At 70.9% G+C, this 11604-nt stretch carries 12 protein-coding genes; 5 read left to right on the forward strand and 7 right to left on the reverse strand.

What is annotated here, in order from left to right; translation table 11 throughout:
* Window positions 1-264: 264 nt before the first annotated feature.
* Window positions 265-1209 (reverse strand): LuxR C-terminal-related transcriptional regulator, encoded by a 945-nt coding sequence (locus ABZ434_RS35345; protein ID WP_359145969.1) that lies wholly within the window; start codon window positions 1207-1209, stop codon window positions 265-267.
* Window positions 1210-1410: 201 nt separating this feature from the next.
* Between ABZ434_RS35345 and ABZ434_RS35350 the strand changes: the two genes are divergently transcribed.
* Complete coding sequence (locus tag ABZ434_RS35350) at window positions 1411-1599, forward strand: hypothetical protein (RefSeq protein WP_359145971.1); 189 nt, start codon at window positions 1411-1413, stop codon at window positions 1597-1599.
* Window positions 1600-1709: 110 nt separating this feature from the next.
* On the opposite strand, the gene ABZ434_RS35355 is transcribed toward ABZ434_RS35350, so the two are convergent.
* The 3 genes from ABZ434_RS35355 to ABZ434_RS35365 form a co-directional block, all read right to left on the reverse strand.
* The gene (locus tag ABZ434_RS35355; protein WP_359145998.1) at window positions 1710-2849 is read right to left on the reverse strand and encodes a GDSL-type esterase/lipase family protein; all 1140 of its coding nucleotides are present in this window, start codon (window positions 2847-2849) and stop codon (window positions 1710-1712) included.
* Between the two features lie 241 nt (window positions 2850-3090).
* A complete protein-coding gene (locus ABZ434_RS35360; protein ID WP_359145974.1) occupies window positions 3091-3738 on the reverse strand; it encodes a DUF6328 family protein in 648 nt (215 codons plus the stop codon).
* A gap of 236 nt (window positions 3739-3974) precedes the next feature.
* Window positions 3975-4454, reverse strand: coding sequence for a lamin tail domain-containing protein (locus ABZ434_RS35365; protein WP_359145977.1), 480 nt, complete (start codon window positions 4452-4454; stop codon window positions 3975-3977).
* An 874-nt stretch (window positions 4455-5328) separates the two neighbouring features.
* Between ABZ434_RS35365 and ABZ434_RS35370 the strand changes: the two genes are divergently transcribed.
* A complete protein-coding gene (locus tag ABZ434_RS35370) occupies window positions 5329-6162 on the forward strand; it encodes a class I SAM-dependent methyltransferase (protein ID WP_359145980.1) in 834 nt (277 codons plus the stop codon).
* A gap of 81 nt (window positions 6163-6243) precedes the next feature.
* Here the strand turns inward: ABZ434_RS35370 and ABZ434_RS35375 are convergent, their stop codons facing one another.
* Window positions 6244-7311, reverse strand: a complete 1068-nt coding sequence (locus tag ABZ434_RS35375) for a glycoside hydrolase family 43 protein (protein ID WP_359145983.1) — start codon at window positions 7309-7311, stop codon at window positions 6244-6246.
* Between the two features lie 292 nt (window positions 7312-7603).
* Window positions 7604-8110: a TspO/MBR family protein gene (locus ABZ434_RS35380; RefSeq protein WP_359145986.1), complete on the reverse strand. Its 507-nt coding sequence runs from the start codon at window positions 8108-8110 to the stop codon at window positions 7604-7606.
* Window positions 8111-8413: 303 nt separating this feature from the next.
* Here ABZ434_RS35380 and ABZ434_RS35385 point away from each other — a divergent pair, with 303 nt between their 5' ends.
* The 3 genes from ABZ434_RS35385 (at window position 8414) to ABZ434_RS35395 (ending at window position 10917) form a co-directional block, all read left to right on the forward strand.
* The gene (locus ABZ434_RS35385) at window positions 8414-9418 is read left to right on the forward strand and encodes a YdcF family protein (protein WP_359145989.1); all 1005 of its coding nucleotides are present in this window, start codon (window positions 8414-8416) and stop codon (window positions 9416-9418) included.
* 216 nt (window positions 9419-9634) lie between these two features.
* On the forward strand, window positions 9635-10219 hold the full coding sequence (locus tag ABZ434_RS35390) for a DoxX family membrane protein (protein WP_359145991.1): 585 nt from the start codon (window positions 9635-9637) through the stop codon (window positions 10217-10219).
* Between the two features lie 263 nt (window positions 10220-10482).
* Window positions 10483-10917, forward strand: coding sequence for a hypothetical protein (locus tag ABZ434_RS35395; RefSeq protein ID WP_359145993.1), 435 nt, complete (start codon window positions 10483-10485; stop codon window positions 10915-10917).
* Between the two features lie 378 nt (window positions 10918-11295).
* On the opposite strand, the gene ABZ434_RS35400 is transcribed toward ABZ434_RS35395, so the two are convergent.
* A partial coding sequence (locus ABZ434_RS35400) for a ricin-type beta-trefoil lectin domain protein (RefSeq protein ID WP_359145995.1) occupies window positions 11296-11604 on the reverse strand: 309 nt, incomplete at its 5' end.

Below are 11604 nucleotides of genomic sequence, written 5' to 3' on the forward strand. Positions count from 1 at the left end.
TATCGGGGCGACCCTCCGCCTTGCGATCGCACGCACCAGACGCCGCCGGACCCGCCCTCCGGGCGGACGGCGCTACTTTCGAAACACGCCCTAGGACCGCGGCGGCCGGGGCATACCGGGCCCTCCGACGCCGGCTCCGGGCATCGCCCCCGTACCGGAAAGGCTCCCCCCGCGGTCGCCTCCCGGCCGCCGCCGCCCGGATCGGGGAGAGGGGGCGCGTCGCCTGGCGTGTTCGGCGAGGCGCGGACGGCCCCGGTCAGGTGCTCAGACGCCGCCGGGAGCCGGCGCGGAGGACTGCACCCGGGCCAGATAGCCCGCCTGGAAGCGGCTGGCCGCACCCAACTGCTCCATGATCTCCGCGATGTGCTTGCGGCAGGTGCGCAGCGACATACCCAGCCGCCGCGCCACCATCTCGTCCTTCATGCCCTCCGCCAGCAGCCGCACGATGGCCTGCTTCACCTCGTCCCGCGCCGAACTCTCCGTCCAGGCCGGGTGGTAGGGCTCGGCCAGCGACCAGGTGTGGTCGAAGGTCGCGCACAGGTACGCCACCGTGGACGGCTCGTGGATGACGATGGCCGCGTCCAGGTCGTCCTGGTGCGGGATGAACACCGTCTCGCCGTCGAAGGCGACCATGCGGCCGAACAGTTCACTCATCGTCCTGATCTCGGCCCCCTCGTCGGTCATCCGACGCGCGTATTCCTGGGTGGGCAGGTGGTAGCGGGCCGTGTGCTGGTACAGCGTGCGCATCCGCACACCGCGGCGCAGCATGTCCCGGTCCTGGATGAACGCCTGCTCCAGGAGTGTCGGGGAGCGGCCTCCGCCGGGGTGGCAGGTGCGGACCTCCTGCCGGCAGCGCATGGTCGCCTCGGTGATCATGCCCACGACGGTCTTCAGGTCCGTGACCTCCGTCAACGGCGTGCGGCCCTGCCACCGGCTCCTGCCTTCCGCGTAGAACGGCGTCAGGAGTGCCAGCTCCCCCCTCAACTGGTCGATCTCGGCGAGCTGCCGGCGGAGGCCCGCCTCCCTCGGTGCCACCAGCGCGGCGATGGCCGCGTCCGGGGCCACCGGTACCAGCCGGTCGGAGTCCTCGGGCAGATATCGCAGCAGCAGCAGTTCGGTCAGGGTCGCCACCGCCGAGGCCGCGCAGCCCTCCGGCAGCCCCAGTGTCGCGCCCAGCGTCGTGGCGTCGCACGAGCCCTGATCGCTCACCCACCGGAACACCCGGACGGCATCCTCGGACAACTGCGTGCCGGACCTCCCGGCCGTACTGCGACGACCGGCTAACTGGCCGTCCTCACCCATGCCGCGCACCCAACCCCCTCATCAGTCAGATGACTCAGCCCCCGCCGTACAGATGTCTATTGTTCAGACGCGCGGTAGATATTCCCAGACCCCCTGGAAGGAATCACCGTGGAACGAACCAAAGGGGCAATCACCCTGCTCCTGGAACTCGTCACCCTCCTCCTCGGGGGCCGGGCCCGCGCCCGGCAGCAGACGGCAGGCCAGGAAGGGATGACGGCTCGCGAGATCCTGAACCAGCCTCCGCGACCGGTACGGGGTGACGACGACACACCGACCGTGCCCACGCCGCACTGGTGACCGGTCCGGGGGCCGAGGAGCCGTGGCCGGTACGGAAGACCGGCTCGGCCTCGGCACCGGGGCACGCCCGCTCCCCCGCGTCCCGCTCGGTGGAAGGGACCGTCGCCCACTCAGCGGAAGGGGCCGTCGCCCGCGAAGGCGTACGCGGCGAAGCGCTCGCCCATCCGGCGATAGGCGGCGGCTGTGGGGTGAAGGCCGTCGGTCAGGTCATCGGTCTCACCCGGGCCGAGCAGCTCCCGGCCGTCGAGGTAGTGGAGGCGGGGGTCGTCGGCCTGCCGCGCCTTCACGATCCGGGCCAGCTCGGCACGTACCACCGCCAGCGACAGAGCCCCGTCGGCCACATCCGCCGGCGCTCCCAGGGCCGTGATCTGTCCGTCGCGGTCCACCGCGGTCGGTCCGGGGGTCTCCTCGACCGCCGGACAGCTCACCGGGGACACCACGACGAGGGGAGTATCCGGGTGTCCCTCCCGGATCGTGTCCAGGAAGCCGTGCACGGCCGGTCCGAAGGTGCGCAGCCGGAAGGCGGCCAGGCTCACGATGTTGATGCCCGTCTTGAGACTGATCAGGTCGGCGGGCATATCGCGGATCGTCCGGGCGACGTAGGGATCCAGGAGCGCGTTCCCCGCCTGGCTGAGGTTGATCACCTCCACACCCCCGATCGTGGCAGCCACCACCGGCCAGGTACCGGTAGGGCCATCGGCCTCGATGCAGTGGCTGAGGGAACTTCCGTGGTGCACCCAGCGGCGCCGGCCGTCCGGGTCCGGGGCCAGCACCTCGCCGTTCGCGCGCAGTGCCACCAGTTCGGTTGGAGTCTGCTGCGGCAGCCACAGCTCGACGTGCTTCATGCCGGCCGGCAGCCCGGCGAACCGTACGGTGCCGGGTTCGCCCGGCACGATCCGCTGCGGGGCACCCGGGCCGGCCATCCGCATCACGTTGCCCACAGGGGCCTGTCGGCGTCCGGCCGGGGCGCCGTCCACCAGCAGTTCCAGCATGCCGGTCGGACGGGGGCGGGGGTCGGTGTCGAGCTGCCCCGTAGAGGTGAGTACGTCGAACTCGATCTCGGTGGAGTCGGTGCGGAACACCAGCCGCACTCCTGAAGGCAGCAGAGTCGCCCCGTACACGGAGGGGTCCTGGTACTGCTCCCGCGTCCACGCGGGCAACCGCCGCGGCATCACCCCGTCGGCCCTGTCTTCCAGGTCCAGCGCACCCCGGAACTCCACCGGCCCGCCCAGCAATCGGACTTCGCGCATCGCCACCGTCACCGCTCCTGCCTCGGGCCCCGCTCCGAGTCCGTACTCCCGTCGGCGCCGGACGTCCCGGCGCCGCACCGTTGGCGTCCTCCCTGCCCGCGTTGAGCTGCGGTGACACCTCGCGCCGCAGCCGCGCCGGATCGAGGACTCCATCGCGGACGGCACGTGGCGAGAGCGGGGCAGGAACCTCCAGGCTGCTCGGCACGTTTTTCCCCCGGCGTCCTGAGCCTCTCCCGCCGGGTCAGGGCCGCGGCCCTGCAGCCGCTTCCCGGTCCCCTCGGTCGACGCTGCGGCCCGAGCGCATCTTGAGAATCAACGGGAGTACGAACCAGGCCCCCGCGAACCACGCCATGACCGTGCCGACGAGTATCTCCGCGAGAAGGTCGGTGAGTACGGTGTGCAGCAGGAGAAGGAGCGTACAGCCGATGGTCAGGGCGAGCAGGACCATGCCGCACACCATGAACCGGCCGGCAACGGCTACCACTTCGTCCTTCATCCGGGAGCCGGAAAGGAACCGGTGCAGCGCGACGGGCGCTATGAGCGCTCCGATGGCGGCGGCCCCGAGGACGACAGTGATGACGTAGACACGGTGGTCGAAGTCGCCCAGCCTTTCGAACCTCTGCGTGAAGGCGACGCTGAGCAGGAAGCCGAAGAGGATCTGGATACCGGTCTGCGCGACCCTCGTCTCCTGCAGGATCTCGTTCCAGCGACGGTTGACCCGCTCCCTGGGGTCCTCCTCTTCCGCGACCTCCGCCGGGTTCCCCGCGTTCTCACCGGCCGGCCGGCGCGTCCTCTCCCGGCTCACGCGTTCCGCCCCGGGCGCGGACGCACCGCGCTCGACGGGTATGCCGCTCTCCGTGTCCGCGGGCGCGGAGTCCAGTGGCTTCATGATGCCTCCTCCCATTGGAGCTCATGTGCCCTTGTTGAACATGCCTACGCCCGGCATCTGCGGCATCCGGGCCGACACGGCTGAGCCCGGACCGTTCCCCAACGGTCCGGGCTCAGCACTGTTCACGCGGCGGGGTGGGTGCCGGGCAGGGCGGCTACCCGGCACCCCGAAGGGGAAGGCGGAGGGTCTGTCCGCCGTGGGGCGGCGGTCGGACCGTCACCGTCCCCGGTCCTCGGTCAGCGGCGGTAGTGGTGGTGCCCACGGCCCCAGGACTCGGTGTCGACCGTGCGCCCACGGTCGTCGCGCAGGGTCGCGGTGTCGGAGTAGTTGTCCCAGACGTAGTGGTGGCGGTCCTGGTAGAGGTCGGTACGGGTGTCGCGGCCGACGCCGGTGTGGACGCGGACGGTGGCACGGCCGGCGAGGCGGACGTCGTCGAACCGGTAGCGGTTGCCGTCGGCGGCACGCAGGGTCCAGCCGTCCAGGTTCACCGAACGGCGGCTCTGGTTGGTGATCTCGACCCACTCGGCGTTGAGCGACCGGTTGGAGCCGTTGTCACGTCCGGGGCTGTTGGCCTGGACATCACTGATGACGACCCGGTCCCGGGAGTGGTGACGGTCGTTGTCCTGTGCGCCGGCCGGCAGGGCGACGACCGAGACGAGGGCGCCGGCCGTGAGCACGGTCGCGGCGATACGGCGGGTGGCCGAAAAAGCAGACAAGGTGATGTCTCCTCAAGAACAGTGCCTCTGCATGCCGATGGAGGCCGGCAGAGGCGATACGGGGTCCCGACCCGTCGGGCCGAGAGCCAGAACACTGCGCCTTCGAATCGGCCGACGGAAGCCGTGTCCGGCTCCGTTACAAATTACGGACATTTCCGCAGCTCTCGCCTGTAAACGGCACGCATATGCGGCGGCAATGGCCCTGACAATCACTGACTGCTACATCCACCCGTTCAACAATCAACAGCAAGCCCTTCCATGCCCCGGCGCACGACACCGGGCGCTACCCGGCGCGTCACCCGCACGCCAGACGCACTTCTCGTAACGGTCATTCCGTGCGATTCCTCGCTCATATGGTCCTGGATCGCACACCAGTTGGACCGGTTTCGTGGAACACGGGCAGCCCCCGAGCTGCCCTCTCACCGCATACACCCGGCCCGGTCGTCGCCGCGGAGTACGAGGCGTCCGGCTCCGCCGCACCACCCCCAGCCATCGACGCGGAGCAGGACAGCATCCGGGGCCTGCGGCCAAGGCCGGTCCCGAACGGCACCGGCCGCTCGCGTCGACAGGTGGACACGGCGCGATCCCGTCGCCGCGCGTGGTTCCGGCCCGGCCTCCCGTCGATCCGGACCTTCGGCGCGCTGCCGCGACGCACCGGGCGCCTCCTGAGGCCGATCGGCCCAGGCGCGGCGCGCCTCGGCCGGCGAGGCGGCCCTCCGGGCAGGATTCGGTGGGGCGGCGTCCTCGGGGCGGACCGCCCGGCACCCCCAACCTCGTGGAGAGGCCAGGCCATGCACCCTTTCGACAACCCGCCGTTCCCGCTCCTCGCCGAGCGGACGCCGGCACGCGCGCCCGGCTTCGCGTGGGCGGCGGCATGACCTCCGCTCCGCGCGGGGGCGCACCTGAAGGCGGCCGCTACGGCGAAGCCGTCTTCCGCCCCGAACAGGCCGGCGAGGGCGAGCGCATCGACTTCGGGGCCCTGGCCTACGACGACCTCACCATGGCGCGCCTGCGGTCGCTCGGGGCCGGCCCGGGATGGCGCTGTCTCGACGTGGGCGCCGGCACGGGCACCGTCTCACGCCGGCTGCTGGGCGAGGCGGGGGTGGAGAGCGTGCTCGCCGTGGACCGTGACGTACGGTTCCTCGGCCGGCGACCGGTGCCGGGGCTCGAACTGCTGGAGGCCGACATCTCCACCCCGGGCTTCACCTCCGGCCGGTTCCACCTCGTCCACGCGCGCTTCGTCCTCATGCACCTGGCCGAGCACGAGAGCCTGATCACCGCGCTGGCCGAACTCGTCGCACCGGGAGGCGTGCTGGTCCTGAGTGACGCGGTGGACCTGACGAGCGACCGAACCCCCGCCACGCCGTACACCACGGCGATGCGGGCGATGTGGCAGGGACTGAGGGCCTCGATCGGCACCGACGTCTCCTGGGTGCCGTCGTACCCGGGCCTGCTGCGCGCGGCAGGGCTGATGCCCGTCGCCGCGGAGATGCATGCGCCTCCGCTCGAGCCGGGCAGTCCCATCAGCCGGTTCTGGGCCGACACATGGGAGCGCAGCAGGCCGGCGATGCTCGCGACCGGCCTGGTGGACGACGCGGCCGTCGACGCCGCCGTGCGGTATCTGGAATCCGACGCGTGCTCCTCGCTGTCGGCCGGCATGCTGACCGCCTGGGGGTGGAAACCGGAGCAGGACGCGATCGCCCCCTGACCAGCGTGTCGACGGGGAGCGCGCCGCACATCCCCTCCGGCCCGCTCCGATTTCTATGCACCCCTGCCGCGCCCTGCCGCTCTACTCGAAGAACTTGAGGCTCCAGCCCGTATCGGCGGTCGGGCCCGGGACATTGGCGCGGCTGTAGGTGGTGTTGCCCCACCAGGCGAACGTGCCGGTGTACCAGTAACGGTTCTCCCACGCGTACGGCGTCCCCTTCGGCACCGCGTGGAACATCGAGGGGAATCGCGGGCCGGCGGGCGGGCTGGTGCCGATGTCGCCGTTGAGCAGGACGAAGCTGTGGTGGCCGGGGCCGTTGACGTACAGCGTCGGGTCCCAGCCGGCCATCATCGTCGCCCGGGCGGAGCCGAACAGGCAGCCGTTGGACTTGTACCAGTCCCAGACGTATGTCGGGTCACCTCCGGAGCGCAGCCGCAGGTCGGCCAGACAGTACTGGTCGCTCCAGCTGCCGTTGGCCGAGTACACGATGTGCAACTGCCCGTTCGGGTCCTTGATGGCCTCGGGGCCCTCGTTGATGAACGGGTTGCCGACCACCCGTTCCCAGTTCTCCCGCGGCTGCGAGATGACGTGGCGAGCGCCGGTCGGGGTGGTGGGACTGCTCATACGCGCGATGTAGAGGTTCTGCTCGACGTTGGTGTCACCTGCCCAGCCGGACCAGACGAACCAGCGCTGCCCACCGAAGGTGAACAGGGTGCCGTCGATCGCCCACTTGCCGTCCGGCAGGGCCAGTTGGCTCTCCCCGGTGTAGCCGCTGTCGGGGCTCGCCGAGCTGATGACGTACATCCGGTGGGCCGCCCCGCGGCCGGCCGAGAAGTAGATGTAGTAGCGGCCGCCGTCCGTGACGATCTCCGGAGCCCAGACCTCGCCGTGACCGGCCGTGTCCGACCACACCTGCCGGGCGGGCGCCGAGGCCAGTGCAGCCGTCGAGGACGCCTGTCGCACGGCGATGCCACCACCGGCCGACTGCACCGATATATAGGTGCTGCCGACCCGGATCACACTCGGGTCCGCGGCCCTGATGGTCTGTTCCGCCCGGGCCTGTTCGGCGGACGACAGGGACATGACGACAGCGAGCACACCGGACAGGGCAAGGACGGCGGCGCGGGAAAGATGGCGAGTGAGATTCATGGTCCCGTTCCAAGGTCGGCCTCCGCTGCGACGCACGATTCGGCGGCGGCGTTTACATCGATGGAAGAGCGCCCACCCAGCATTCCGATTCGCCCTGGACATGTCAATACGCCGCGCAGGCTGCCGCCGTTCCTCGCGGCGCCCACCGCCCGCACGTCACTCACTGCCCGCTGTCGGAAACCTGCTCCCGGTTGCCCGGGACGCCCCACGCCGACTCCGCCGGCCCGCGCCGCGAGCGCGGGCGGCCGGGAGCGCATGGAACGGCGGACGCCCCGTGCCGGCCACCGTCCGGTCAGTGCCGGTTCCGGCGCTCGAGGTCCGCGTTCAGCAAGGTGGCGAACCCGCACCAGGCGGCGTACGGGACCAGCGCGAGAGCAGCCGTTCGGTCAGCTTTCGCCGCGCGGGCGATGAGTTCCGCGTTACTGAGGTCGAGCAGCGCGGTCCCCACCAGACCGGCCTTCGTGCTGCGCATACGGAAGAACATCCAGTTCCATGCCGTGTTCACAGCGAGGTTCGCGCCGAGACTCGCGGCCAGGGCTCCGCGCTCCTGCGGACGGGCCGCCAGGAGGGCTCGCCCGCCGGCCCAGGCGACGCTCGCGTAGAGAGGGGTCCAGACGGCTCCGAAGGCCCGGGGCGGCGGTTGCCAGGGCGGCTTGGACAACGAGCGGTACCAGCGCGTGTCCGGCGCGACGGCCCAGCTCCCGAGAGCCGCCGCCACCGTCACACCCGCCGCGGTGGCCGCGTACGTCTTCCACCGGCTCGGCGCCGGCTGCCGCTCACCCTCACTCATCAGCCTCATGCCTCCACCCCTACCCGCTTCCGCCGGGCTGACAGCCTGCCCTCCCCTGCACGGCGTCGGCTCCGAGCCCGCCCGGCCGCCTCGCGTCGGCGATCCGCCCTCCTCGAAGTGCCGACGCCCCTCCGCCCAAGGGCTGTTCCTCAATTCCTGGTGGATCAGCGCGCGGCGTCGGATGCGGTGCATCGGAAGGCGGAGAGGCGCCCGCATACTGGATGTATTCGAGCTATTCGACAACGTGGCGAGGTGCCGTAGCCGTCGCCATGCGCCCGCCAGGAACCGCGGGACAGCCCTTAGCATGTGCGCATGTTGGCCTACGTCCCGGCGGTCCTGATCTTCATCGCCTTCTGTGTCGGCACGCTCCGCGAGCGCCGACGTTTCAGCAACGCCGTCCTCCTGGGACTGTCGCTCACCTTCACCGCGGCCGCCTGGCTCGCGGAGCTCGCCCGATCGCAGCCGGCCACGGGGAGGGAGATCGGCATCGTGCTCTTCCTCCTCGTGGCGGTGGGCATCGTCGTCCTGTCCTGGTTCCTGATCTCCAACGGCGTGACGATGGTGCGCAAGGAGGGCAGAAGCCCCGCCAACCTCCTGTCCCTCCTGGCAGGGCTTGCTCTGGTGGCCCTTCTCGCACTGATGATCACCGCGCTGATTCTGAAGAACGACACCCTGGCGGTGGTGACGGGCACGGTGCTCGCCCTGGCCGGCTACATCGCCTTCCTGTTCGTCTGTTTCGTCGTCTACGCGTTTCTCTACGGCCGCCTCCACATCCACCGCAAGGCCGACTACGTGGTGGTGCTGGGCGCCGGTCTCATCAACGGCACCACGGTGTCACCGCTGCTGGCCGGCCGTCTGGAGCGAGCCCGAGCCGTGCACACGAGGCTGACGGCGCACGGCAGGCAGCCCGTCCTCCTCGCCTCCGGCGGTCAGGGGCCTGACGAAGCGCTGCCGGAGTCGCACGCGATGGCCGACTACCTGATCGAGCGCGGGTTCCCGGCCGGTCTGATCGAACGCGAGGACCGCTCGACGACGACCGAGGAGAATCTGAGATTCAGCAAATCGATCATGGAGAAGGCCGATCCCGACTACCGGTGTGTCGTGGTCACGAACAACTACCATGTCTTCCGCGCCGCGGTGACCGCCCGCCGGACCGGGGTCAGGGGCCATGTCGTCGGGTCCCCCACTGCCGCGTACTTCTGGCCCAGCGCGATGATCCGGGAGTTCGTCGCCATCTTCCTGACGTACTGGCGCACCAACCTCGCCATCTGCCTGCTCCTCGTCCTGGGCGGGGCGTGCATCTGGCTGCTCAGCTGATCAGGGCCCGCCGAGCGTCCTGGGTGCGGCGCCCGCGCCGGTGAGGGCGGTTGCTCGGACGAGTGCCTTCCCGGCGCGGCCTCTCCGTGACGACCGCTCAGAACCGCCGCCCCCTGTCGAGGCCCGGGAAACGGGCGCGGGGAGCGCGAGTGAGGACTCCACCGGGCGGGGCGGCGGCCGTGTGTGACCGTTGTTTCCAGGGGCACACGGAGATCCATGGCTGTCCTGAGAAGAATCACCCGCCCCTTGCTGGCAACCCCGTTCGTCATCGAGGGGGTGCGTGCGCTGCGCAGACCACTCCCCCTCGCGGCGAGCACCGAGTCATGGGCACGGCGCCTTGGGGCCCCTGTCGATGATCCTCTGCGCGTCGTGAAGCTGAACGCCGCCGTGCAGATCGGTGCGGGCGGTCTGCTCGCTCTGGGGCGGCTCCCTCGTACTGCCTCCCTTGCCCTGGCCGTGAGCCTGGTGCCGGCCACCCTCGCCGAGTACGCGTGGTGGGAGGAGGAGGACCCGGAGCTACGGAAGGACCAGCTCCTCGCATTCGCCCAGCGCATCGGCCTGTTCGGCGCTCTGCTGCTCGGCGCCGCCGACACCCACGGCAAACCGTCGGCGGCCTACCGTGCCCGCACCGCGACCACGAGGGGCCGTAAGAAGGCCCGACGCGCGGCGACGAGGGCGGGTGGACACGTGCACGCGGCGATCGACACGGTCGGCTCCGGCGCCTCGGCAGCGGCGAGCGGGACGGGCCGGGCCATGCACTCCGCCGCCGGTTCCGCACGCGCGAAGCTGCCTCAGCGGTAGCACGTGGGGCGGGGCCGGCCCCGCCCCACCTGGGAGCCGACGCGTGCACCGACTTCCCGGTCATGCGTCTGATCAGCGCGTTCACGGGCAGGAGAGGTCCTGCCGGAGGGGCACGTCACCGAACGCCACCGCCCCGAGGAGACCCGTGCGGGTCCGTGAACCATCACCACGCCGTCGAAAGGCCGCCACTCATGCCTCCTGTGACCGAGCAATGGGAAGACGTACTCAGCACCCGTTTCGCCCTCGGTGGGAGTCAACCTGCCGTGCGTGCAGTGGCGGCCTTCTCGGCCGAATCGGGGTTCTTCGCCGCTGCGGGCCGCGAGGACGAGGACGGCAGGCAGTTCTTCGACGGCGCCGCCGGTCAGGCAGACCGGCAGCCCGGTACAGCCGGCGCCCCGGACGAGGCCGAGATGGTGGCGCTGTGGACGGCCGGCGAGGACGGCGGCCGCCCTCGGACGCTCCGGCTCGCCGGGACGGTGTGGCACCGTGCGGAACTGGACCGGATCGCGGACGCGGTGACAGGGACCGAACTCGACCTGGCGCTCCTGCGCGACGGGAACCGTGTCATGTGGGTGGCGAGAACCGGGCAGGGCATCTGTGTCTTCGTCCTCGTAGACGGGGACGACGAGGGCCACGCCGCCGAAGCACGTTCCCTCGCCCTGGACTTCGACTCCTTCCTGGTCGGCCAGGGCTACTGATCCCCGCCGGAGAGGCCCGCGAGCCGGACAGCCCTTCAGCCGTGGTGAGCCGGGCCCGCCCGGTGACAGGGTGGACCACTTCGACGTACCCCACGAGCACGGTGAGCACCGTCATCATGGGCCACCGGCTCACGGCCGCCGCCCGGCCAGGACGGGCGGCGGGCTCGGCCGGCGCGTCGTAGGGATTCTCGTCCCGGGACGGTCGGGGCGCTGTTCGCGGGCGCCGAGCGGCGCGCGCGGGCGAACCTGATCAACGACCGCCTGAGGGACGGCGGCAGGGCGCTTCGGCGTCGCACCCTGCCGCCGTCACCGGCCCAGCGGAGCGGCCGGTCCCGTCACCGGCGCCCTCCGCGCCGATGACGGTGTCGAGCGGTTCACTCAGCCCGGGAGGACCCATTTCTGGTTGGCTCCGGTGCCGCAGGTCCACAGATGCAGCCTGGTGCGGTCGGCCGAGGAGACGCCCTCCGCGTCGAGGCACTTGCCGGACTGCGGATTGCGCAGCGTCCCGTCAGCGCCTGGGGTCCACTTCTGCGCCCCTGAGCCGTTGCACCCGTACAACTGGACCTTGGTGCCGTCCGCCGTACCGCCACCACTGATGTCCATGCACTTGCCCAGCGCCCGCAACGTGCTGTCCGTACCGACCGTCCATTTCTGCGCGGCCGTCTGATTGCACGTGTACAACTGGAT

The organism is Streptomyces sp. NPDC005761, assembly GCF_040630635.1.
GTDB lineage: Bacteria > Actinomycetota > Actinomycetes > Streptomycetales > Streptomycetaceae > Streptomyces.

What these genes read in the sequence shown, in the direction of transcription:
- ABZ434_RS35370 (WP_359145980.1), top strand. Translation starts at nt 5,329, where the DNA reads ATGACCTCCGCTCCGCGCGGGGGCGCACCTGAAGGCGGCCGCTACGGC.
- ABZ434_RS35390 (WP_359145991.1), top strand. Translation starts at nt 9,635, where the DNA reads ATGGCTGTCCTGAGAAGAATCACCCGCCCCTTGCTGGCAACCCCGTTC.
- ABZ434_RS35355 (WP_359145998.1), bottom strand. Translation starts at nt 2,849, where the DNA reads ATGCGCGAAGTCCGATTGCTGGGCGGGCCGGTGGAGTTCCGGGGTGCG.
- ABZ434_RS35360 (WP_359145974.1), bottom strand. Translation starts at nt 3,738, where the DNA reads ATGAAGCCACTGGACTCCGCGCCCGCGGACACGGAGAGCGGCATACCC.
- ABZ434_RS35380 (WP_359145986.1), bottom strand. Translation starts at nt 8,110, where the DNA reads ATGAGGCTGATGAGTGAGGGTGAGCGGCAGCCGGCGCCGAGCCGGTGG.
- ABZ434_RS35375 (WP_359145983.1), bottom strand. Translation starts at nt 7,311, where the DNA reads ATGAATCTCACTCGCCATCTTTCCCGCGCCGCCGTCCTTGCCCTGTCC.
- ABZ434_RS35385 (WP_359145989.1), top strand. Translation starts at nt 8,414, where the DNA reads ATGTTGGCCTACGTCCCGGCGGTCCTGATCTTCATCGCCTTCTGTGTC.